23 protein-coding genes are annotated in these 23,545 nt (G+C 42.6%); 20 read left to right on the top strand and 3 right to left on the bottom strand.

The window, feature by feature from the left end; translation table 11 throughout:
• The first annotated feature begins 925 nt into the window (after positions 1 to 925).
• Genes rpmH through mnmE form a run of 5 tightly spaced genes read left to right on the top strand, consistent with a single transcriptional unit; the run spans position 926 to position 4,699 of the window.
• Positions 926 to 1,060 (top strand): 50S ribosomal protein L34, encoded by a 135-nt coding sequence (gene rpmH / locus CW740_RS12415; RefSeq protein ID WP_106647942.1) that lies wholly within the window; start codon positions 926 to 928, stop codon positions 1,058 to 1,060.
• 20 nt (positions 1,061 to 1,080) lie between these two features.
• The gene (rnpA, locus tag CW740_RS12690; RefSeq protein ID WP_106647940.1) at positions 1,081 to 1,467 is read left to right on the top strand and encodes a ribonuclease P protein component; all 387 of its coding nucleotides are present in this window, start codon (positions 1,081 to 1,083) and stop codon (positions 1,465 to 1,467) included.
• A complete protein-coding gene (gene yidD / locus CW740_RS12405) occupies positions 1,467 to 1,688 on the top strand; it encodes a membrane protein insertion efficiency factor YidD (RefSeq protein ID WP_227523913.1) in 222 nt (73 codons plus the stop codon). Before rnpA ends, yidD begins: the two co-directional genes overlap by 1 nt.
• A 30-nt stretch (positions 1,689 to 1,718) precedes the next feature.
• Positions 1,719 to 3,326, top strand: a complete 1,608-nt coding sequence (yidC, locus tag CW740_RS12400; RefSeq protein ID WP_106647934.1) for a membrane protein insertase YidC — start codon at positions 1,719 to 1,721, stop codon at positions 3,324 to 3,326.
• A 14-nt stretch (positions 3,327 to 3,340) separates the two neighbouring features.
• Positions 3,341 to 4,699, top strand: coding sequence for a tRNA uridine-5-carboxymethylaminomethyl(34) synthesis GTPase MnmE (gene mnmE, locus CW740_RS12395; protein WP_106647932.1), 1,359 nt, complete (start codon positions 3,341 to 3,343; stop codon positions 4,697 to 4,699).
• 15 nt (positions 4,700 to 4,714) lie between these two features.
• Here the strand turns inward: mnmE and CW740_RS12390 are convergent, their stop codons facing one another.
• From CW740_RS12390 to CW740_RS12380, 3 genes are all read right to left on the bottom strand, one after another.
• Complete coding sequence (locus CW740_RS12390; RefSeq protein ID WP_106647929.1) at positions 4,715 to 6,079, bottom strand: glycosyltransferase; 1,365 nt, start codon at positions 6,077 to 6,079, stop codon at positions 4,715 to 4,717.
• Between the two features lie 240 nt (positions 6,080 to 6,319).
• Complete coding sequence (locus tag CW740_RS12385; protein WP_106647926.1) at positions 6,320 to 7,591, bottom strand: hypothetical protein; 1,272 nt, start codon at positions 7,589 to 7,591, stop codon at positions 6,320 to 6,322.
• 38 nt (positions 7,592 to 7,629) lie between these two features.
• Complete coding sequence (locus tag CW740_RS12380; RefSeq protein ID WP_106648211.1) at positions 7,630 to 8,319, bottom strand: CPBP family intramembrane glutamic endopeptidase; 690 nt, start codon at positions 8,317 to 8,319, stop codon at positions 7,630 to 7,632.
• Positions 8,320 to 8,591: 272 nt separating this feature from the next.
• Here CW740_RS12380 and mnmG point away from each other — a divergent pair, with 272 nt between their 5' ends.
• From mnmG to glmS, 15 genes are all read left to right on the top strand, one after another.
• Positions 8,592 to 10,478: a tRNA uridine-5-carboxymethylaminomethyl(34) synthesis enzyme MnmG gene (gene mnmG, locus CW740_RS12375; protein ID WP_106647924.1), complete on the top strand. Its 1,887-nt coding sequence runs from the start codon at positions 8,592 to 8,594 to the stop codon at positions 10,476 to 10,478.
• A 38-nt stretch (positions 10,479 to 10,516) separates the two neighbouring features.
• The gene (gene rsmG / locus CW740_RS12370) at positions 10,517 to 11,221 is read left to right on the top strand and encodes a 16S rRNA (guanine(527)-N(7))-methyltransferase RsmG (RefSeq protein ID WP_264755039.1); all 705 of its coding nucleotides are present in this window, start codon (positions 10,517 to 10,519) and stop codon (positions 11,219 to 11,221) included.
• Positions 11,222 to 11,237: 16 nt separating this feature from the next.
• A complete protein-coding gene (locus CW740_RS12365) occupies positions 11,238 to 12,014 on the top strand; it encodes a ParA family protein (RefSeq protein ID WP_106647919.1) in 777 nt (258 codons plus the stop codon).
• Between the two features lie 24 nt (positions 12,015 to 12,038).
• Positions 12,039 to 12,938 (top strand): ParB/RepB/Spo0J family partition protein, encoded by a 900-nt coding sequence (locus tag CW740_RS12360; protein ID WP_106647916.1) that lies wholly within the window; start codon positions 12,039 to 12,041, stop codon positions 12,936 to 12,938.
• A 172-nt stretch (positions 12,939 to 13,110) separates the two neighbouring features.
• Positions 13,111 to 13,491, top strand: coding sequence for an ATP synthase subunit I (locus CW740_RS12355; RefSeq protein ID WP_106647913.1), 381 nt, complete (start codon positions 13,111 to 13,113; stop codon positions 13,489 to 13,491).
• 33 nt (positions 13,492 to 13,524) lie between these two features.
• The gene (gene atpB, locus CW740_RS12350; RefSeq protein WP_106647911.1) at positions 13,525 to 14,373 is read left to right on the top strand and encodes a F0F1 ATP synthase subunit A; all 849 of its coding nucleotides are present in this window, start codon (positions 13,525 to 13,527) and stop codon (positions 14,371 to 14,373) included.
• 93 nt (positions 14,374 to 14,466) lie between these two features.
• Positions 14,467 to 14,733 (top strand): F0F1 ATP synthase subunit C, encoded by a 267-nt coding sequence (atpE, locus tag CW740_RS12345; RefSeq protein ID WP_106647908.1) that lies wholly within the window; start codon positions 14,467 to 14,469, stop codon positions 14,731 to 14,733.
• A 52-nt stretch (positions 14,734 to 14,785) separates the two neighbouring features.
• The gene (locus CW740_RS12340) at positions 14,786 to 15,256 is read left to right on the top strand and encodes a F0F1 ATP synthase subunit B (protein ID WP_106647906.1); all 471 of its coding nucleotides are present in this window, start codon (positions 14,786 to 14,788) and stop codon (positions 15,254 to 15,256) included.
• Between the two features lie 9 nt (positions 15,257 to 15,265).
• Positions 15,266 to 15,802, top strand: a complete 537-nt coding sequence (locus CW740_RS12335) for a F0F1 ATP synthase subunit delta (protein WP_106647904.1) — start codon at positions 15,266 to 15,268, stop codon at positions 15,800 to 15,802.
• 12 nt (positions 15,803 to 15,814) lie between these two features.
• Entirely contained in the window at positions 15,815 to 17,362 is a 1,548-nt protein-coding gene (atpA, locus tag CW740_RS12330) for a F0F1 ATP synthase subunit alpha (RefSeq protein ID WP_018623641.1), read from the top strand.
• 68 nt (positions 17,363 to 17,430) lie between these two features.
• Positions 17,431 to 18,291 carry a F0F1 ATP synthase subunit gamma gene (gene atpG, locus CW740_RS12325; RefSeq protein WP_018623642.1) on the top strand — a complete coding sequence of 287 codons (861 nt, stop codon included), beginning with the start codon at positions 17,431 to 17,433 and terminating at the stop codon, positions 18,289 to 18,291.
• A 50-nt stretch (positions 18,292 to 18,341) separates the two neighbouring features.
• Positions 18,342 to 19,718, top strand: a complete 1,377-nt coding sequence (atpD, locus tag CW740_RS12320) for a F0F1 ATP synthase subunit beta (RefSeq protein ID WP_106647901.1) — start codon at positions 18,342 to 18,344, stop codon at positions 19,716 to 19,718.
• A gap of 26 nt (positions 19,719 to 19,744) precedes the next feature.
• Complete coding sequence (locus CW740_RS12315) at positions 19,745 to 20,170, top strand: F0F1 ATP synthase subunit epsilon (protein WP_106647899.1); 426 nt, start codon at positions 19,745 to 19,747, stop codon at positions 20,168 to 20,170.
• Positions 20,171 to 20,324: 154 nt separating this feature from the next.
• Positions 20,325 to 21,713 carry a bifunctional UDP-N-acetylglucosamine diphosphorylase/glucosamine-1-phosphate N-acetyltransferase GlmU gene (gene glmU, locus CW740_RS12310; protein WP_106647897.1) on the top strand — a complete coding sequence of 463 codons (1,389 nt, stop codon included), beginning with the start codon at positions 20,325 to 20,327 and terminating at the stop codon, positions 21,711 to 21,713.
• A complete protein-coding gene (glmS, locus tag CW740_RS12305) occupies positions 21,713 to 23,542 on the top strand; it encodes a glutamine--fructose-6-phosphate transaminase (isomerizing) (protein WP_106647894.1) in 1,830 nt (609 codons plus the stop codon). The genes glmU and glmS overlap by 1 nt, the downstream gene beginning before the upstream one ends.
• Positions 23,543 to 23,545: the final 3 nt, after the last annotated feature.

Raw genomic sequence — 23,545 nt, 5'->3', positions numbered from 1 at the left:
ATTATTAGAATCCTGAAAGTTTGCTTGTTAGTTATCGCCTCTACAATAGGTGAGACTTTTTTCGTCGCTTCTCTAGCCTGTTAGAACATATCTTTTGGAACAGAAAAATATGCAAAAACAGATTATCGGTAAGTGTAGATCCAGAGGAAAAAATAATCCACAACTTTACCTATATATTTTTACTATAAAGACAAACAATCTAATAAATAAAGATAGATTTAAAACTATACAAAAAAAGGTTAAATAATGAATAAAAGGATGAGATGTGGGTATATCTTGTATAAAAAACCTTTAAAACTGTTAATACAAGTCTAATAAAGGTGTTTTTGATACTTATGCAGTTTTTGATCACCGACTTAAAGACAAGTTATACAGCGAGTTATCATTTCAATAACAATATGAAAAATAATAAAAAAAATGACTTATCAACAAGTAAAAGGAAGACTAATAATAATAATAGGATCTTTTTAAATAACTTTATTAATATTACTGACTTAACAACTTGAAAAAACCAAATTCTGGAGAGTTAACTACGAAATTCGATAGGAATATGTAAGATTTCATCAAAACTGATTTAAAATGATGTAATTGAGGAAAAAAGCACGAAGGTTTATTGGCTAAAATATCCACAGAATGACTAAAAAAGAAACCAAAACCAGCCTATCTTGTGGTTTTACAGCTTGCTGAACACTAGATAGATACAGCTGTATAAAAAATCTTCAAATATTAGCTGACCCAATGACGGCAGGAGCAACCATAATAGTGCTAAAAGATTGTTAAATAACCTATAATATCGTTGCACAAAGGCCTTAGATCCTATAGAATCTCGCGTCCTTGTAGTAAGGCTGTATCATTTTTTTTGCGGTTACCAATAAGGGTGACACAAAAAATCAGCTTAAATTTTATTGGCTAGTGGGTTAATCCGATGAAAAGAACATTTCAACCAAGCATTATCAAGCGTAAGCGTACTCACGGCTTCCGTGCACGTATGGCCACAAAAAACGGTCGTCAGGTTATCAACCGTCGTCGTGCAAAAGGTCGTAAGCGTCTAACCGCCTGATAAGAAAAGCATTCCTTGATGTGAGCGACAAGCAGACTTGTCAAAAACAGCGTTCAGCTGACTTTCCCGCAAGTCTGCGTCTGCTCACAGCAGAGGACTACAAAAGGGTTTTTAATAACAACCCTACCAAGTTAGTTTGCCCTCCTTTCACACTTCTTGCTGTTCCCAATCAATATAACTGTTGCAGACTTGGTCTAATTGTGGCCAAAAAAAATGTGCGACGGGCTGTAGATCGCAATCGATTGAAACGATTAGCTCGCGAAAGCTTTCGAAGTAACCAGTCTCAACTACCCTCTTACGACATCGTTTTATTAGCGCGACGTGGTAGTAGTCAGTTGGCTAATAAGGTATTATTCGAGCACCTTGAACAACTCTGGATACGTTTACAGAGAAGGGTAAACAAGTGATGAATCGAGTCTTGATTGGATTGGTACGTGGATACCAGAAGGTATTGAGCCCGGTCATGGGTAATCAGTGTCGGTTTTATCCAACCTGTTCCAATTATTCGATTGAAGCTTTAGAGCAGCATGGGTCTATAAAAGGTAGTTGGTTAACTATTAAGCGAATTGCTCGTTGTCATCCCGGTTGTGAGGGTGGGCATGACCCAGTCCCTCCAGTAAACAAATAACAGTACACGCAAAGAAGTAAAGAGATTGCTATGGAATCGATGCGCGGATTTTTTATATTAGGTTTTGCTATATGTAGTTTTTTGCTCTATCAGGCCTGGCAAAAAGATTATGGCCCCCAGCCTGAGCAGGAAATAAATGAGCAGTTTGGTCAATCAAATACGGTTGCTAATAGTAAAGTCGAAACAGATAACCTGATTGAAGTGGTCACTGACGTATTCAAGATTAAAATTGATCGCGTGGGTGGTGATGTTGTTTATGCCGAGTTAAATGACTATAACAAAGAGCTGAACAATGAGCAGGAAAAAGCCGTTCTATTCGATTACCGAGATAGAGTCTATCAGGCGAAAAGTGCTTTATTAGGTACTGGCGCACCTGATAATCAACTACCAAGAGCAACTTATCAGACCGAACAAAGTTCTTACTCTCTTCAGGATGGTCAGGATGAGCTGGTTGTTCCATTAACTTGGGCCAATGATGAAGGTGTGGTATTTACCAAAACATTTACCTTCAATCGTAATGATTACGAAATTGATGTTCAGTATAAGGTCAATAACCAGTCAAATAATGACCGGACCTATAACTTCGTTGCCGAGTTAATCCGTGATCAGAAGCCAACAGGTTTGGAGGAGAAGTCTCAATTTGGTATGTCGCCATTTTTAGGCGTGGCCTACTCTCCTGAAGAAAGAAAATACGAAAAGATTTCATTTGAAGATTTGGCGGAAGAGCCTATCAACGTAACCCGTCAGGGTGGTTGGATCGGCTATTTGCAGCATTACTTCATATCAGCCTGGATTCCTGAGCAGCAGGAGCAAATCAAGGTGACCTCAACGGTTAAGCCAAACCAGGACACCATCATTCGTTTTATTCAGCCAACAGTTGCCGTTCCTGCGCAAGGCGAAAAGGCAATTAATGCCACACTTTATGTTGGCCCAAAAATCCTTAAGCGTCTTGAAGCGGCAGCACCAGGTCTTGAGAAATCTCTAGATTTGAGCTGGGTGTGGTGGATCGGTTTACCGCTGTATAAGTTGATGCAGTTCTTCTACTCATTCGTTGCCAACTGGGGCGTGGCCATTATTCTTGTAACATTGGTGGTTAAAGCATTGTTGTATCCATTGTCAGCAGCACAGTACCGCTCAATGGCCAATATGAGAAAACTAGCGCCAAAAATGCAACAGCTAAAAGAGCGATATGGTGAAGACAAGCAACGTATGCAGCAGGAAATGATGAAGATGTATAAAGAAGAAGGTGCCAATCCATTTGGTGGCTGTCTTCCAATGTTGCTTCAGTTCCCAATTTTCATTGCCTTATATTACGTATTATTCGAAGCGGTTGAATTGCGCCACGCACCATTCTTCGGCTGGATTCAGGATTTGTCGGTTGCTGATCCGTATTTTGTACTGCCGCTATTAATGGGGGGCAGCATGTGGTTGATGCAGAAATTACAACCTCAATCACCAACCATGGATCCTATGCAGCAAAAGATCATGAGTTATCTGCCAGTGGTCTTTACCGTCTTTATGCTGTTCTTCCCTGCGGGTCTGGTTCTATACTGGTTATGTAACAACCTGATTTCTGTTGCGCAGCAACAATACATAACCAAAAAGATCGAAAGACAGGGTAATGCAAAAGCAAAATAACCCTTCATTCTAAAATGAGCACTCTAGATACAATTGCAGCAGTAGCAACGCCACCCGGTCGCGGTGGCGTTGGCATTATTAGAGTATCTGGAAAAAACTGTCAGACAATAGCAGAAAAAATTCTACGTAAACCGCTCAATATTCGTGAAGCAACTTACCTACCCTTTTATGATCTGGCCGGAAATATTCTCGACCAAGGTATAGCGATATTATTCAAAGGCCCAAATTCATTTACTGGTGAAGACGTGCTGGAGTTACAGGGACATGGCGGTCCTGTGATTCTTGATATGCTGCTAAAAGAAGTTTTAAAAGCAGGTGCCAGAATAGCAAAGCCAGGTGAGTTTTCTGAACGAGCTTTTTTAAACGATAAACTGGACTTGGCGCAGGCTGAAGCAATAGCTGATCTGATTGAATCAACGTCAGAACAGGCTGTTCGGTCTGCCATACGTTCGTTGCAGGGTGAGTTTTCAAAGAAAGTAAATGCACTCGTTGAGTCACTGATTCATTTAAGAATTTATGTGGAAGCAGCTATCGATTTTCCAGAAGAAGAAATTGATTTTTTATCTGATGGCAAGGTTCAGTCCGATCTATATTCAATTCTGGATGATATAAAAAAACTGAGAAGTGAAGCGCAGCAAGGGTCAATTCTGCGAGAAGGTATGACAGTGGTTATCGCTGGTAAACCCAATGCAGGTAAATCAAGCCTGCTTAATGCGCTTGCTGGAAAAGAATCAGCGATTGTCACAGAAATTGCCGGCACTACTCGAGATGTGTTGCGTGAGCATATTCATATTGATGGCTTGCCTATTCATATCATTGACACTGCTGGTTTGCGCGAAAGCGATGATACGGTAGAAAAAATTGGCATTGAGCGTGCCTGGCAAGAAATCGAAAAGGCCGATCAGATAATACTGGTTGCTGATGCCAGTGAAACGAGACAGTTTATCCCTCATGAAATCGACCCGGCTTTTACCAAGTTTGAACAGTTTAAAAATAAACTGATGATAGTTGCCAATAAAGTGGATTTAACCAAAGACATGAAGTTGGCACAATCAAGTGAGTATAAAGTCCTACCACTGAGCGCAAAAACGGGTCAAGGTATTGAAGAATTAAAAAGCACCTTGAAGGATATCGTCGGTTTTAAACAGACATCCGAAGGATCTTTTATTGCACGTCGCCGTCATCTGGATGCTATAGAACGTGCATTACAGTATTGCGAAAATGGTAAGCAGCAGCTAGAGGTTTACCATGCGGGTGAGTTGCTAGCAGATGAACTTCGACAGGCGCAAAATGCTCTATCAGAAATCACCGGCGAGTTTACCGCCGATGATTTATTAGGAAGAATTTTTAGTAGTTTCTGTATTGGTAAGTAATCAAGCGAATAATTACTAGGAGGTCTGTTCCGCGGCTTGTTGCTGCAGACCAATTCGATTCCATTTCTGCCACTTAACAGCTTCCCGGTTGTAGAGTTTCTGCAAGCTCATTGTTAATGCAACCAGCTCAATAAACTCAATGACATAAAGTAATAACCAGGCTACAGGAATAAAAGGAATCAGGTTTTTATGGTAGCTGAATTTAGAGTCCAGTTTAATTTGCATAGTAACCAGTATGGAAGAAACTAGAATAACCGACGCCAGCAATGCAAAGTCCTGACTGACAATAACGTAGCAGTAGAACAAAGATAAAAACAGGCCAACATTCAGTAGCATAATCTCAGCATAAACTGCCAGCGGAAGGATAAACCATGAAAGATAGCGACTATGCTGAGAGTTGTGACTTAGAAACAGCTCTTTGTGTTTTAAATAGCAAAGAATACGACCATATTTCCAGCGAAGACGTTGCTTACGTAGACCTTTCCAGTCAGTAGGACCTTCGGTATAAACTACCGCATCATGAGCGTACCGGGTCTTGTATCCATGACTTAAAATACTCATGGATAAATCAATATCTTCGGTGATAATTTCTTCATCAAATCCTTTGAGGTTGGTCAACACATCCCTGCGATAGGCTGCGGCTGCTCCGCCAATAATATGTACCGCATTGAAGTAAGAGTCAGCCCTTTTATAGAAGAATCCGCAAACATACTCCAGCTGCTGTAACCACTCCAACGGTTTTCGTTTATTACCAACAATGATGTTACCGGCAACAGCGCCAATCGAAGGATCGTCAAATCGCTGAACAAATTTGTAGATTGCTTTTTGATCCACAATACAGTCAGCATCAATAGTGATGATGATATTACCTTCAGCAACCTCGAGACCTTTATTAAGTGCTCGTGCCTTGCCACCATTGGTTAGTGACAAATACTTAATAGGTATTAACTGGTTCGGCTCTTGCTCATAATCGGCAATAAAGCTTCTAACCAGTTTATCGGTATTATCGGTAGAGCCATCATTGATGACGATGAGTTCAAAGTCGTGGTAATCAGAGTTAAGAACTGACTCAATGGTTTTAATAATACCAACTTCTTCGTTCCAAGCAGGTAATAGAACACTGACCTTATAGGGGGTCATTGTTGTGTAGCCCTGGTTAACCGGCTGGAAGGAGTATCGAATAGCCGCATAAATCTGTACTAATAATTTAGTGATCAGAGGTATGACTAAAACGAAAAGAAAGCTTTTCAGGCCTAATAAGGTTTCAGAAATAGGACCATCAGAAACGAAAGCCATCACCAAAACAGTGGTCGAGAGAAGGTAAAGGCTGATTAATATCAGCCTTATAGTAATGGTTTGTTGCTTTAAAAAGTGAATCATATAGGTTCTATTATTTACCGAAATATGAATTAGCTTAGTCAAAATTGTGAGCGATTATTGCACAACAGTTGAAGAGCACAAAGCAATATGTATGAAGCAGTTCACAATAAGCTGTGGGGCACTGTTGGCAGTGTGAAGCGCTCAGCAAAAAAGCCTAAAAATCAGTAGGATATTGAAGAAAATACGGAACTTTTAAAGAAAATCCCGCCGTAGCGGGAGTTGTAGAAAGGTAGTAAGAATTTAGTCAGCCTGGTATTCGCGACGAACCTGTAGGTTTCTAATTTCCGAAATCCTGAAAGGCATCTGCAGGTAATTACCAGCGGAAACTTGAGTATTGATTCGTGCTACGGATCCTTCGACAGACTCAATGGTGCCTTTATAAGATTTACCACGGTAATCAAAATACGCCTGATAATTGATGTATTTAGCAAGCAGGGATGGATCGGTATCTTGCAAGGTCAAACCCTGAACCGTCTCAATACTGTCATCAACCACTTTGACTGGCTCATCAAGGGCCGGTAGGTCCTCAGGATTTGGGCGAGCCCCGAAAAGCTGACGAATTTCATGATCGTTGATGGTTACAGTCATATTGAGACTGCTTAACATCAGCTGTGGCGACATTGACATCAACTGAAATGGGTCCATCGAGTTATCAGGATAGCTAGAAATCTTGATGCTACGCGGGTTCTCTACATACTCAGCATACTGGGTAAAGAACTCCTCGCTTAGATAAATGGATTGGTTGTATAAAACATGTTGAAGATAATCCATATGACGCTGCTGGTACTCTTCTTTAGAAATACCAACCAAATCCGCGCAATACTCATTTAAACGATTCACATAACCATCGTTATTAAGCACCATGGTGACATTCTTTAACTTTGAAGCAAAAGAGTTCTGAGTAAAGTTATCCAGCAAAAACTCAATCTGATAGCTGCCATAATCACGAGCACTGGCATAAATTGTAAACTTGGCCTGATTCAGGTTGGGGTCAATATTGATACTGGTATCCAGATCAAGTGAAATTTGACTATAACCCATTTCATTCAAATCACTGATCGAAACAGAATTTTTATTGGAACAGCCAGCCAATTGCATTTCAGTTAGCAGGTCTGATTCGGATGAAGAGGCAAAGGCTGAAGTTGAATCGAGATCAGAAGTTAGCGGAAACTGAAAGTTTTTAATTTTGAAGACCAGCGTGTTGGGATCTTCAGCCCACATACCAGACTCGATGCTGCGGATAAACTTAAACGAATCGATCAGATTGCCAGTACCCACCTGAATTTCTTCGATGGAGGCATCTGTACTGGTGCCAGGGAATGTCAGTTTAATGCCGCGGGTAACCGATTTACCGTCGGCACTAACAAAAGTGCTGTCATAGCTTGCTGAAGTAAAGGTTCTCAGGCTGGTAAATGCTTCATCTATAATTTGTTTGTTTTTATACCAGATGTAGCCGTAAGCTAGAGCTGCTGCAATTAAAAGAAAGATAAATAAACGAATAAATATTTTCACCCTTTTCTCCTTCAAATATTGTTCAGCGGGAAAATCCGCTAAGCAAGGGTTAGCATAATTAAGTTATAACTGGCGTGGCAAACAATAGGTGCCAACATAGACCTGCTGCGCAAACGGATAATAGCCAACAAAACCCCCAGTATCAGGATGGCCACCAGTGCAAACCAATAACCGTAGTATTCTAGTAGGTGAAAGGACATAAAGACAACTGAGGATAATGAAATTGCAGAGAAAGTCGAAACTTTACTGGATAGACCGGACAGTAGAACACCGCGAAACAGGTATTCTTCACCGAGAGGGGCTAGAACAATAACCGAAAAAAACAATAAGCTATTCGATAACAAGCCGCCACGAATGATCTGCTCCAGGGTTGATTCAATTCCTGAGGGAGGTGTGAAATAGTGACCTAGCCAAATTACAATAAAGGCATAAACCACCCCACAAACAACTGCCATAAATAGCCAGAACAGGGATGATTTAAGCTGCGGTATAAAGGTTTTCCAAAAAAATGAAGCGCTAAGGAGCATCAGCAATGCATAGCTGGTCAGCAGACCAAAACAGACAGAAATGGCTAACATAAGAGAAGGAGGATTAGAGCCCAGAGGAAGGTCTAAAAAATAGTAAGCCAGAAATAGGATGCTGCTGGTAGTAAAAGCTAATAGCACCAGAGTTAAACAGGTTAGTATAATACTTTCCGCAAAAGGGTATTTATCGTTGTTATTGGTCAAAACAAACTCCATCTTATTGTTTTATCTAATTTTCTTGTAATCGATTGCTTATATCATAGTGTAAACTGCAACAGATCGACAGATGCTCTCAAGTTGCATCTGGCGAGCTTCTTTTAATAAAAAGGACCAATAAAGAAGTCAAAAGAAGCTTAAAACTGTTCAAAAGTTATACAAATATCGGTATGATCTCGCTCCCCCGTTGCATAGGGTTAGTGCATAGGGATGTTGTGTTAATTTTGCATTATCAGGTAAAGACCAGAGAAAATTGAATTATGCGTTATCCAGAAAATTATTCAGTCATTGTTATTGGCGGCGGTCATGCAGGAACCGAGGCGGCGCTGGCTTCTGCTCGCATGGGCGTAAAAACCTTATTATTGACGCATAATATTGAGACCTTGGGCCAGATGTCATGCAACCCGGCAATCGGGGGTATTGGTAAAGGGCATCTAGTAAAAGAAATAGATGCGCTGGGCGGTGCTATGGCACAGGCCATTGATCGTGCCGGGATTCAATTTCGAACTTTAAATGCCAGCAAAGGGCCAGCGGTTAGAGCTACACGTGCCCAGGCAGACCGTGCGCTTTATAAAAGTGCCATCCGAGAAATGCTGGAGAACCAACCCAATTTAACCATTTTCCAGAATGCAGTTGTTGATCTGATTGTTGAACAGAATAAGGTGATTGGCGTTAAGACCCAGATGGGGCTGGATTTTTATGCGCCAGCGGTTGTTTTAACGGTTGGAACCTTCCTAGGTGGTCTAATACATATAGGCATGCAAAATCATTCGGGTGGGCGAGCTGGCGATCCGCCTTCTATCGCATTGGCTGAGCGCCTGCGTGAACTGCCATTCCGAGTTGATCGCCTGAAAACAGGTACACCGCCTCGCATTGATGCCAAAAGTGTTGATTTTTCAGTGATGGAAGAACAGCCTGGCGATAATCCTGTGCCAACTTTTTCTTTTATGGGTACAGCGGATCAGCATCCAAGACAGATCTCCTGCTGGATAACCCATACCAATGAATCAACCCATGACATTATTCGTGGCGGCCTTGACCGCTCACCAATGTATTCAGGTGTGATTGAAGGCGTTGGGCCTCGCTATTGCCCTTCTATTGAAGACAAGATCATGCGTTTCAGCGACAAAAACAGCCACCAGATTTTTGTTGAGCCGGAAGGTCTGAACAGCCATGAACTCTACCCTAATGGGATCTCCACCAGTTTGCCATTTGATGTGCAGATGGATTTGGTGCGTTCAATAAAAGGTTTTGAAAATGCCCATATTACCCGTCCGGGCTATGCCATCGAGTATGACTATTTTGATCCGCGTGATTTGAAGGCTTCGCTGGAAACCAAGTTTATTGATGGGCTCTTCTTTGCAGGGCAGATCAATGGAACCACCGGTTATGAAGAAGCCGGGGCGCAAGGTTTGATTGCTGGAATGAATGCCGCGTTGCAGACTCAAGGTAAAGACGCCTGGTCACCCCGTCGAGACGAAGCTTATATTGGTGTCTTAATTGATGACCTGATCACGCGCGGTACACAGGAGCCATACCGCATGTTTACCTCGAGAGCGGAATACCGTCTGATTTTGCGCGAGGATAACGCTGACTTACGATTGACAGAAAAAGGTCATGAACTAGGTTTAATTAATGACTCACGCTGGCAGGCTTTCAGTGAAAAGAAAGAAGCTATTGAGCGGGAAACAACCCGTATTAAGAACCTGGTTGTACAGCCTGATAGTGCGGCAGGACAACAGCTTAATAAGCAGCTGGAAAAACCTTTAAGCCGTGCCTATAAAGGTGAAGAGTTGTTGCGTCGTCCTGATATCACCTATGCAGGTTTGATGGCGCTTCCAGGAATGCTTGAAGAGAAAGTCGCTGATAAGGTCGCCGAGCAGGTCGAAATCCAGATTAAATATTCGGGTTACATCGATCGCCAGAAAGACGAAATTGAGCGTAGTCTGCGTAATGAAAATACGGCCTTACCGAAGGATCTCGATTACAGCCAGGTAAAAGGCTTATCTAATGAAGTGGTTCAGAAGCTGATGAATATAAAGCCTGAAACTATCGGTCAGGCCAGCCGTGTGTCGGGTGTGACTCCTGCTGCAATTTCATTGCTGCTGGTTCACCTAAAAAAACGCCAGCAACTAAAATCGGCTTAATAATTAAATAAAATACAGCAATGAGGGCTCTTGCCCTCATGTATAAATTAATTGATACGACGTTAAAGAAGAATAGACTTGTGAATCCAGAACTGCTTAAACGACAGGATAACTTTAATAAGAAATGTCAGGACATTGGAATTACGTTAACAGATGATAAAAGTGAGCGCTTACTAAACTATCTATCACTGTTATTAAAGTGGAACAAGGCTTTTAACCTGACCGCTATTACCAATCCGGAAGAAGCACTCAACCTACATTTACTGGACTCGGTGTCCGTCTCGCCAGCGATTTCAAACTATGAAACCTTGCTGGATGTGGGTACAGGCGGTGGCCTGCCAGGAATACCGCTGGCAATCATAAACCCGGAAAAACAGTTCACGCTATTGGATACCAACAGTAAAAAAACCCGTTTTCTGAAACAGGTTGTCTACGAGCTGGGCTTAACCAATGTGACGGTTATTAATCAGCGAGTACAAGACTTTGAGAATCAATCAGGGTATGCTTGCATTCTTTCGCGGGCTTTTGCCAGTCTGGCAGATATTGTGCAATGGACCGAACATTTACTGGCAGCGGACGGCCACTGGTTGGCCATGAAAGGTCAGTATCCTCAGCAGGAGCTCGATGAATTACCAGAAACGACTGAACTGGTTAGTGCACAGGAAGTGAAATTACCCGGTGTTAATGCCAGTCGTTGGTTTATCTATTTAAAACAGAAGCAGTCAGCAAGCTGCAAAAAATAGAATAAAGAGGTGAAGCGTGGCGCATGTAATTGCCATTACAAATCAAAAAGGTGGTGTTGGTAAAACAACAACTAGCGTAAACCTTGCAGCATCGTTAGCTGAAGAAGGTAAGCGTGTGCTCTTGATTGATATGGACCCGCAAGGCAATGCGACCATGGGTTCAGGAATTGAAAAAGGTGATTTAGAGTTATCTGTCTATGATGCCTTGATGGAGCCAGAAGAAACCAAGAGTTATATTGTGGTTTCAGAAGCTGGTAAATTCGACGTACTGCCTGCCAATGCTGATCTGACTGCTGCCGAAGTCCACCTGTTGCAACTGGGCGATAAAGAAAAACGGTTACGCAAAGTGATTCAACAGATAGATGCATATTATGACTATGTGTTGATCGACTGCCCTCCTTCTCTGAACATGCTGACTTTGAACTCACTGGTTGCGGCTAACTCGGTCATTATTCCGATGCAATGTGAGTACTATGCACTGGAAGGTTTATCGGCTCTGCTTAATACCATTGGACAGGTACAGGATCACATTAATCCTGATCTGGAAATAGAAGGTATATTGCGGACTATGTATGACCCTCGCAACCGTTTGTCATTAGAAGTATCTCGTCAATTATTCAATCATTTTGCCGATAAGGTGTACCGGACAGTAATTCCTCGCAACGTACGCCTGGCTGAAGCGCCCAGCTTTGGTGTTCCAGTTATGTATCATGACAAATCATCAAGTGGCTCAAAAGCGTATCTAGCACTTGCCGGCGAGATTATTCGAAGAAATAAAGTGGCCGCGAGCTAAACGTGAAGAATATAAGGGTGAAAGATAACAATGAGTAAGCGTGGATTAGGAAAAGGTTTGGATGCTCTACTTGGTGGGGCGATGAATAAGCCAGCCAAAAAGTCCGGCGAGGGTTCAACCAATGCAATGGCAGAGGCTGAACGACATTTAAGGGAAATGCCCATCGAGTTTTTACAGCCTGGTCAATATCAGCCACGTCGCGTCATGACTGAAGAAGGTCTGGATGAGTTAGCTGATTCAATTAAGGCTCAAGGCATGATCCAGCCCATCGTTATCAGACCTGTCGGCAATCAAAAATACGAAATCATTGCTGGTGAGCGACGTTGGCGAGCTGCCCAGAGAGCTGGTTTGCACGAAGTACCGGTCATTATCAAAGAAGTGCCCGATGAAGCAGCCATTGCCATGGCGCTTATTGAGAATATTCAACGTGAAGATCTCAATGCCATGGAAGAAGCTTACGCCCTGCACCGTCTGATGCAGGAATTTGGCCTGACACACCAGCAAACGGCTGACGCTGTGGGGAAAAGTCGCACCACAGTCACAAACCTTCTGCGTTTAATGCAGCTCAGTGAGCATTGTAAAACTTTGTTGGAGCGTGGTGATCTTGAAATGGGTCATGCACGTGCACTGCTCTCTCTAGAACCGACCAAACAAACTGAAGCAGCCAAGACGGTTGTTGCAAAGGCATTGACGGTTCGTGAGACCGAAAAGCTGGTGCGAAATATCAATGAGCCGAAAAAGAAAGTAAAACCGGCAGAAAAAGATCATCATATTCAATCGCTTGAGCAGCAACTGGCAGAAAAAATTGGTGCCAGCGTAGCCATCAATCATGGTAGCAAAGGCAAAGGAAGCCTGGTTATTAACTACCATAGTCTGGATGAATTAGATGGAATACTACAACATCTAGGTATAAAGGAAGACTAAAACACAAGGTTTAGGTGGATTAGTTCTACTTATGAATAGAGGGCTGCAAGACCTTTAAATTTTGTGTTTTTTCGCCGAGGTTTGGTTGATTAAAGGCCACTAAATCTTTATACTTGCCGCCCGAATATGTGGTGAACCTATGCAGTTTTGCAGGGTGGAAGGGCAGCTCCTTATGAGTGAATCATTAGCTAAGCAGGGTCGAAAGCAGGCCTACAAGATGGTTCTACTCCAATTAGGTATTAGCGTAGCTTTAGTGTTAATTGGCTTGCTGATCTCTTGGCAAGTGAGTATGTCTTTGGGCGTCGGAAGTCTGATTGTGATTGTCGCACACTTCGTTTTCGCCACTATAGTATTTAGAAAATCAGGGGCTCAGGCAGCAGAAGCCGTACAAAAAGCTTTCAAAATTGGCGAAAGCTTGAAGATTTTGCTGACCATAGGGTTGCTGATTTTTGCTTTTACAGTATTACCGGTGCACCCACCATCACTGTTAATCGGCTATGTGATTATCGTGTTATCACAGTGGTTTGCGCCCTTAATCATTAAATCGTCTTAATTAAGACACCTTGATAAAAGAGAAGGCTTAAAAATGGCTTCATCAGAAAATCCAACTAGTGTTGAATATATCAAGCACCATCTGCAGAATGCACAAGTGTGTAAAACAGACGAAGGCTGGGTATGGAATCATTGTCAGGAAGCGGGATTCTGGACTTTTAACATCGATAGTTTGTTATTTTCTTTCATACTAGGTGCACTTTTCTGCTTCTCTTTCTGGCGTGTTGCTAAAAATGCCAAAATAGAAAATCCGGGTCGTTGGCAGTCGTTCGTAGAAATGACTGTTGAGTTTGTGGATAAAAGTGTTAAAGACACCTTCCATGGCCGTAACCCTCTTATTGCTCCGTTAGCTTTAACCATATTTGTCTGGATTTTCTTAATGAACCTGATGGATCTGGTACCGGTAGATTTGCTACCGTGGGCAGCCAATCAAGCAGGTGCTGAATACTTGAAAGTCGTTCCTACGACAGATGCCAACATCACCTTCAGTTTATCATTGGGTGTGTTCTTACTGATTATTTTCTACAGTATCAAGGTAAAAGGCATAGGTGGCTTTATAGCTGAATTAACCTTGCACCCATTCTCTAGCAAAAATAAATTTGTTCAGGTTTTGCTTATTCCTGTGAACTTCCTGATGGAGTCAATTGGTCTGTTAGCAAAACCAGTTTCATTAGCACTGCGTTTGTTCGGTAACCTGTATGCCGGCGAGCTAATCTTTATTTTGATTGCAGTATTAATGAGCGCGGGCATTGGCGGCATAGTCGGCGGTGGTATTTCTTACATGATATGGGCGATATTCCATATCCTGGTAATTGTACTGCAGGCGTTCATCTTCATGATGTTGACCATTGTTTATCTAAGCATGGCCCACGAAGATCACTAGCAGCCAATAGATAAGTCGCTAATTTAAAGAGTTCGTTTTTAGGTTTTATTTTTAGTTTTAACATTTAACTTTATTTCTCGATTGGAGGAAACAATGGAAACTTTGTTCGCGTTTACAGCATTAGGTGTGTTGTTAATTTTAGGTCTTGGTGCTTTGGGTACTGCGATTGGCTTCGGTCTTTTAGGTGGTAAATTCCTAGAAGCTTCTGCTCGTCAACCAGAATTAGCTCCTATGCTGCAAACCAAAATGTTCCTAGTAGCGGGTCTTCTTGATGCGGTAACCATGATCGGTATTGGTATCGGCATGTGGTTTACGTTCGCAAGCCCATACGTTGGTCAATTGCAATCATTGATTGGTTAATTAAGACAACCGAACGATTACTTTTGACTAACCAACTAGAGGGGGAATAGACGTGAATATCAACGCTACCCTATTAATCAATATGATTTTCTTCGTCGGCTTCGTGTGGTTCTGCATGAAGTTCGTATGGCCTTTTATCATGAAGGCAATCGAAGAACGTCAGAATAAGATTGCTGAAGGTCTGGCTGCTTCTGAAAGAAGTCAAAAAGATCTGGAGCTGGCTCAAGAGAAAGCTGCTGAGTTGTTGCGTGAAGCTAAGCAACAGTCTGCAGAAATCGTTGACTCTGCCAAAAAACGTCATGCTGAAATTGTTGACTCTGCTAAGGACGATGCTCGTTCTGAAGCTGAGAAAATCAAGAATGGCGCAATGGCTGAGATTGAGCAAGAAGTTAACCGTGCTCGTGAACAGCTTCGCTCAAAAGTAGCTACCTTGGCTGTAGCTGGTGCTGAGAAAGTAATCGAGCGAAATATCGATGAAGCTGCGAACAACGATTTGTTCGAAAAGCTGGTTAAAGAGTTATAAGGGTTAACTATGGCTGAGCTGACTACTATTGCAAGACCATACGCAAAAGCAGCATTCGAATATGCTCTTGGCGCTCAGACTGTATCTGAGTGGGCAAGCATGTTAGATTTTGTCGCTCAAGCCGTTAGCAACAATGACGTGGCCAACATTATCAGTAACCCTTCCCTTTCTGCAGAGCAAAAAGGTGAAGTGATTTTGAAAATAAGTGAAGGTCAGATAACTGATAAAGTTGAAAACTTTATTAAGTTGCTTGCAAGAAACCATCGTTTAGAAGCTTTGCCAGCGATAAAAGTTCGTTTTGATGTTTTAAAAGCGGATTATGACAAAGCCGTTGAAGTAGAAGTTACTTCTGCAGCAGCATTAAGCGATGATCAATTGCAACGTTTAACTGAAAAGTTAACGGCAAAACTTGGTCGTAAAGTTAATATTCAAACACAAGTAGATTCGTCCATGATTGGTGGTCTGGTTATTAAGGCTGGCGATATGGTAATTGACGGATCCGTACGCGGTAAGCTCAACAAGCTTTCCGAAACGCTAAGAGCTTAGTGAGGAAGAAGCATGAGTGTGCAACTGAATCCATCAGAAATTAGCGAGCTAATTAAAAAGCGTATCGACTCTTTTGAAGTCGTGAGCGAAGCTCGCAATGAAGGTACTATCGTCAGCGTATCTGACGGTATTTTACGTATTCACGGCCTAACAGACGTAATGGCTGGTGAAATGATTGAATTGCCTGGCGGTAAGTACGGTATGGCCTTAAACCTTGAGCGCGACTCTGTGGGTGCGGTTGTTCTAGGTGACTATACCGATATCGTTGAAGGCATGACTGCTAAATGTACTGGCCGTATTTTGGAAGTACCTGTTGGCCGTGGTCTATTAGGCCGTGTGGTTGACGCTTTAGGTAATCCAATTGACGGTAAAGGTCCAATTGATAATGACGGTTTCTCACCTGTTGAGAAAATTGCACCAGGTGTAATTGAGCGTCAATCAGTTGATCAGCCTGTACAAACAGGTATCAAGTCAATTGATGCCATGATCCCGGTTGGTCGTGGTCAGCGTGAATTGATTATTGGTGACCGTCAGACTGGTAAAACTGCGATTGCAGTTGATGCAATTATCAACCAGAAAGGCACAGGCGTTATCTGTGTTTATGTAGCGGTTGGTCAAAAAGCTTCAACAATCGCTGGTATCGTTCGTAAATTAGAAGAGCATGGCGCGATGGATCACACCATCATTGTTGCTGCATCTGCTTCTGATTCTGCTGCGTTGCAATTTATTGCTCCGTTTGCAGGCTGTACCATGGGCGAATACTTCCGTGACCGCGGTGAAGATGGCTTAATCGTATATGATGATTTGACTAAACAAGCTTGGGCTTACCGTCAGATTTCATTGTTGCTACGTCGTCCTCCAGGTCGTGAAGCATATCCTGGTGACGTTTTCTATTTGCACTCGCGTCTTCTAGAGCGTGCAGCGCGTGTTAACGCTGACTATGTAGAAAAATTCACTAATGGTGAAGTTAAAGGTCAAACAGGTTCTTTGACGGCATTGCCAATCATTGAAACTCAGGCTGGTGACGTATCTGCATTCGTACCAACCAACGTGATTTCGATTACTGATGGTCAGATTTTCCTTGAAACTGACTTATTCAACGCAGGTATCCGTCCAGCGGTAAATGCGGGTCTATCGGTATCTCGTGTAGGTGGTGCAGCACAGACTAAAATCATCAAGAAACTTGGTGGTGGTGTTCGTCTTGCATTAGCTCAGTATCGTGAACTTGCAGCATTTGCTCAGTTCGCATCGGATCTTGATGATGCAACTCGTGCACAGCTAGAGCATGGTCAACGCGTAACTGAATTGATGAAGCAGAATCAATATGCTCCATTATCAGTAGCTGAGATGGCTGTATCATTGTATGCAGCTGAGAAAGGCCACTTGAAAGATGTTGAAATCAGCAAAGTAGGTGATTTTGAATCTGCATTGTTAGATTACTTCAAGAACCAGCACGCTGACTTGTTGAAAGAAATCAATGAAAAATGTGATTACAACGACGAAGTTGCAGGCAAACTTGAGGAAGCGGTAACCAAATTTAAGGCTACCCAAACTTGGTAAATACATCAGGGTGCTATGCACCCTTTTGTGCTTTCACCAATTAATTAGATTAAGACTGGAAACATACTATGTCAGGCGCTAAAGAGATTCGTACCAAAATAGGGTCGATTAAAAATACGCAAAAAATTACTTCAGCAATGGAAATGGTTGCTGCGAGTAAAATGCGTAAAGCGCAAGATCGTATGGCGGCTTCTCGTCCTTATGCCGAGAAAATCCGCAACGTGATCAAGCACATTGCACAAGGTACTCCAGAATACCGACATGCTTATATCTCTGAAAGAGATGTAAAACGTGTTGGATATATTGTCATATCCACTGACCGTGGTTTATGTGGTGGTTTGAACATTAACTTGTTCAAAGCTGCATTAAACGATATGAAAACCTGGTCTGAACAGGATATCGAAATTGACTTGTGCCTAATCGGCAATAAAGCGACTTCTTTCTTCCGTAAGTTTGGCGGATCAGTTGTTGCTAAGACTTCGAACCTGGGCGATACCCCTGAAATCGAAGATCTGATTGGTTCAGTTAAAGTTATGCTAAAAGCCTACGATGAAAAGCGAATTGATCGTTTGTTCGTTGTGACTAATGAGTTTGTTAACTCAATGACACAAAGCCCTGTGGTGGAACAGTTATTACCTCTACCTGCAGGACAAGACGACGAGCTTAAGCATCACTGGGATTATTTGTATGAACCAGAAGCTAAACCTTTGTTAGATAAATTGATGGTTCGTTTCATAGAATCACAGGTTTATCAGGCAGTGGTTGAAAATATCGCATGTGAACAGGCGGCGAGAATGGTTGCAATGAAAGCAGCATCTGATAACGCCGGTGACCTTATTGATGATCTTGAGTTGGTTTACAACAAAGCTCGTCAGGCTGCGATTACTCAAGAGCTTTCTGAGATTTGTGCAGGTGCGGCTGCGGTATAACGCAATAATTTATTGAAAAGTTTTTAAAGCTTAAGATTGAGGAAATCAATATGAGCACAGGTAAGATTGTAGAAATTATCGGCGCGGTTATCGACGTTGAATTCCCGCGTGATAGTGTACCTAAGGTATACGACGCATTAACCGTTCAAGAAACTGAGTTGACTCTAGAAGTTCAGCAACAGTTAGGCGACGGTGTTGTTCGTTGTATTGCGATGGGTTCATCAGATGGTTTACGTCGTGGCTTAGAAGCAACGAATACTGGCGCGCCAATTCAGGTACCTGTGGGTAAAGAAACCCTCGGCCGTATCATGGACGTGCTTGGTAACCCAATCGATCAGAAAGGTCCTATCGGTGAGCAAGAGCGTATGTCTATTCACCGTAAAGCACCTAAGCTGGAAGAACTAGCGCCTGCCAACGAATTGTTAGAAACCGGTATTAAAGTAATCGACTTGGTTTGCCCTTTCGCGAAAGGTGGTAAAGTTGGTCTATTCGGTGGTGCTGGTGTTGGTAAAACTGTAAACATGATGGAGCTTATTCGTAATATTGCGATTGAGCACTCAGGTTATTCAGTATTTGCTGGTGTGGGTGAGCGTACTCGTGAGGGTAACGATTTCTACCACGAAATGACAGATTCTAACGTTATCGACAAAGTATCATTGGTATACGGTCAGATGAACGAACCACCAGGTAACCGTTTACGTGTTGCATTGACTGGTTTGACAATGGCTGAGAAATTCCGTGATGAAGGTCGTGACGTACTATTGTTCATCGATAACATATACCGTTATACACTAGCAGGTACTGAGGTATCAGCACTTCTAGGCCGTATGCCTTCAGCGGTAGGTTATCAGCCAACTCTGGCAGAAGAGATGGGTGTACTTCAGGAACGTATTACTTCAACTAAAACTGGTTCGATTACATCGATTCAGGCGGTATACGTACCTGCGGATGACTTGACTGACCCTTCTCCGGCTACTACATTCGCCCACTTGGACGCGACCGTTGTATTGTCACGTCAAATCGCTGAGCTAGGCATCTACCCTGCGGTTGATCCACTAGATTCAACTTCTCGTCAGCTTGATCCATTAGTGATCGGTAGCGAGCATTATGATGTTGCTCGTGGTGTACAGGGTGTATTGCAGCGCTATAAAGAGTTGAAAGATATTATTGCGATTTTGGGTATGGACGAGCTATCTGAAGAAGATAAGCAAACCGTTGCCCGTGCTCGTAAAATTCAACGTTTCTTGTCACAACCATTCTTCGTAGCAGAAGTATTTACAGGTTCACCAGGTAAATATGTATCGCTAAAAGACACCATTGCTGGCTTTAAAGGTATTTTAAACGGTGAATACGATCACTTACCTGAGCAAGCATTTTACATGGTCGGTTCAATCGAAGAAGCGGTTGAAAAGGCGAAAAATATTTAATCCAGCCCTAAAATTAGGGGGACCTAATGGCAATGACAGTACATTTGGATATCGTTAGCGCCGAGGAATCAATCTTCTCTGGTAAAGTTGAGCGATTGATTGCAAACGGTGACTTGGGTGAGCTTGGTGTTGAGCCAGGCCATGCCCCTTTGCTAACGTCCCTGAACCCAGGGCCAATCAAGGTCACGTTACCAGGTGGCGAGGAAGAGTTTTTCTTTGTATCTGGTGGTATGCTTGAAGTTCAACCACACGTTGTAACCGTACTTGCTGATACGGCGGTTCGTGCAGAAGATGTGGATGAAGCGAAAGCTCTGGAAGCGGAAAAAATGGCTCGTGAAGCACTTCAGGATCAAAGCTCAGAGATTGAATACTCTAAAGCGGCGGCTGAACTTGCAGAAGCAGTAGCCCAGTTAAGAACATTACGTGCCATTCGCAAGAAATCAGGCAAGTAAAACTTAATTATGATCCGAACTAAAGGTGGCTTTGCCACCTTTTTTTATGGGTGAATCAAAAGAATTGAATCAGTCTAAATAATTAGAAGTAGAAGGATTCAAAATCACACTTTAATGGTAAAATGCGCGCTTATTCAGGAAAAATGACTATATTATGGGTTTAAGTATCGTTATCTTGGCAGCGGGTAAAGGAACTCGCATGCAATCAAATATGCCAAAAGTGTTGCACAAAATCGCCGGCAAAAGCATGCTTCAGCATGTCATTGATGCTGCGCAACAGCTGCAGCCTGAACAAGTTATTGTTGTCGCTGGACATGAAATTGAGCAGGTTAGATCCAGCGTAGCTGAACAGGATATTATTATTGCTGAACAGTCAGAGCAACTAGGTACCGGCCATGCAGTAGATCAGGCGTTACCACACGTTGTTGAAGGTAATCAAGTTCTTGTGCTTTATGGTGATGTTCCACTGATTCAAAAAGAAACGCTTAAACAGCTTATAGATGCTCAGCCTAAGGATGGCATCGGACTACTAACTGTAAAGCTGAAAGATCCGTCTGGTTATGGCCGAATTATTCGAAACAGCGACGGCCGGGTAACTGCCATTGTAGAGCAGAAAGACGCAAGCATGGATCAGCTTGCAATAAATGAAGTAAACACCGGTATTATGTCGGTCGGCAGTGGCAAGCTAAAACAGTGGTTATCTAACATAGATAATAACAATGCGCAGGGAGAATATTACCTGACAGACACTATAGCAATGGCTGCTGAAGAAGGAGGCGTCAGAGCCTGTCACCCTTCTTCTGCCATTGAAGTTGAAGGAGTCAATAGCCGTATCCAATTGGCACAACTGGAAAGAGCTTTTCAGCAGCAACAAGCAGAGCAACTGATGAATGAAGGTATTACCTTAATTGATCCAGCTCGATTTGATGTTCGTGGTAATTTGATTTGTGCTACCGATGTTGTAATTGATGTGAATGTCATTATTGAGGGTGATGTTTCAATCGGCCGAGGAAGCCAGATTGGCGCTAACTCAATCCTTATTAATTCAAAGATCGGTACCAATTGCATAATAAAGCCCAACAGTATTATCGAAGGTGCGGTCATTGAGTCAGAGTGTTCGGTAGGACCTTTTGCAAGAATAAGACCGGGCACGCAGTTATCTCAAGGTGCATTTATCGGTAACTTTGTAGAAACAAAAAATACAGTAATGGGCCAAGGAAGTAAGGCAAGTCACCTGAGCTATATCGGTGATGCCGAGGTCGGAACTGGTGTAAACATTGGTGCCGGAGTTATTACCTGTAACTATGACGGCGCCAACAAATATAAGACTATCATTGAAGATGACGCATTCATTGGTTCGGATTCCCAGCTGGTTGCGCCAGTTAGCGTAGGCAAAGGCGCAACCATAGGTGCTGGCACAACAGTTACAAAAGATGTTGCTGCAGGTGAACTTTGCATTAGCCGTGTTGCCCAAAAACACATTGAAAACTGGGCACGGCCTGTTAAAAAACAGACTAAGAAAAAAATAGAGGAAAAGAAATAATGTGTGGCATTGTTGGAGCAATTGCGCAGCGAGATGTAAGCCAGATTTTAGTAGAAGGATTGAAACGATTGGAATATCGTGGATACGATTCAGCTGGTCTTGCAATTTATAATGATAATGAAATTCAGCGATTAAGACGCCTGGGTAAGGTATCTGAGTTGCAGCAAGCCTTGAATGAAACCCCTCTACCAGGTGGACTGGGTATAGCGCATACTCGTTGGGCAACCCATGGTGAGCCAAGTGAGCGAAATGCACACCCTCACATGTCGGAAAATAATATTGCACTGGTTCATAATGGCATTATTGAAAACCATGACGAGCTACGTGATGAGTTAAAAGCCAAAGGCTATACCTTTGCATCAGATACTGACACCGAAGTGATGGCTCACTGTTTGCATGAGGAATTGAAAACAAGTTCTAGCTTATTAGAGGCTTTGCAGAAAACCACCAAAAAACTCGATGGTGCTTACGGGACTGTTGCGATTGATGCTAACGATCCAAATAAAATGGTGGTTGCTCGTTCTGGTAGCCCATTGGTAATCGGTAAAGGTATCGGTGAATATTTCGTAGCATCCGATCAATTGGCATTATTACCAGTTACCCGTGATTTTATCTATCTTGAAGAAGGTGAAGTGGCCGAGGTGCGTCGTGATGGCGTAACGATATTAGACAGTAATGGAAATCAGGTTGAGCGTGAGTTCGAAACGTCTGATATTCAACATGATGCAGTAGATAAAGGCCGTTACCGCCACTTCATGCTTAAAGAAATCTTTGAGCAGCCCCAGGTAGTCAATGACACCCTTGAAGGACGTTTGGTTAATCATAAAATTATTATCGAAACGCTGGGCGCAAACGCAAATAAAGTATTTGCGGACACCCGAGCTGTACAGATTATTGCCTGTGGCACCAGTTACCATGCGGCACTGGTAGCAAAATACTGGATTGAAGATTATCTGAATATCCCATGTCTTGTGGAAATTGCCAGTGAGTACCGATATCGAGAAACTGCAATATTACCAAATAGTCTGTTTATTACGATTTCACAGTCTGGGGAAACGGCTGATACCTTGGCAGCACTGAAAAAAGCCAAAGAGCAAGGTTACCTCGGAACGTTAACGGTATGTAACTCCCCTGCTTCCTCAATGGTTCGTGAGTCAGACTTTACTTTGTTAACGCGTGCCGGAACAGAGATTGGAGTCGCTTCAACAAAGGCTTTCACTGCCCAGTTGGTTTCGTTGATGTTATTAATGGTTACCATTGGTAAGGCACAGGGTCTGGATGAGGAAAAAGAAAAGTCAATTGTCGATGCGTTGGAGCATTTACCCAATGAAATTCAGTCGGCGTTGGAACAGGCTGAAGCAATTGAAGACTTGTCAGAAGCCTTTGCCGAAAAGCACCATACACTTTTCCTTGGACGTGGTCAGCAATACCCGATTGCTATGGAAGCAGCCCTGAAATTGAAAGAAATTTCTTATATTCATGCTGAAGCCTATGCTGCTGGCGAGCTAAAACACGGTCCACTGGCCCTGATTGATAAAGAAATGCCAATTGTGGTGGTTGCACCGAAAGATAATTTGCTTGAGAAACTTAAGTCAAATATTGAAGAAGTACGTTCAAGAGGCGGCCAACTCTTTGTTTTTGCCGATGAGTCAGCTAATATTCAGAGTTCTGATGGTATAACCGTCTTTCCAATAAAGAGTCAGTACGCAATAACTGCACCAATGGTGTACACAATACCGATGCAGTTGTTATCTTATTATGTAGCTGTGATTAAAGGTACAGACGTTGATCAGCCACGAAATCTGGCGAAATCTGTAACTGTAGAATAACCG

Origin of the sequence: Kangiella profundi (assembly GCF_002838765.1) — a bacterium.
Taxonomy (GTDB): Bacteria; Pseudomonadota; Gammaproteobacteria; order Enterobacterales; family Kangiellaceae; genus Kangiella; species Kangiella profundi.
Note: the sequence above shows the minus strand (reverse complement) of the source record. Positions and strands in the feature narration are given on the sequence as shown.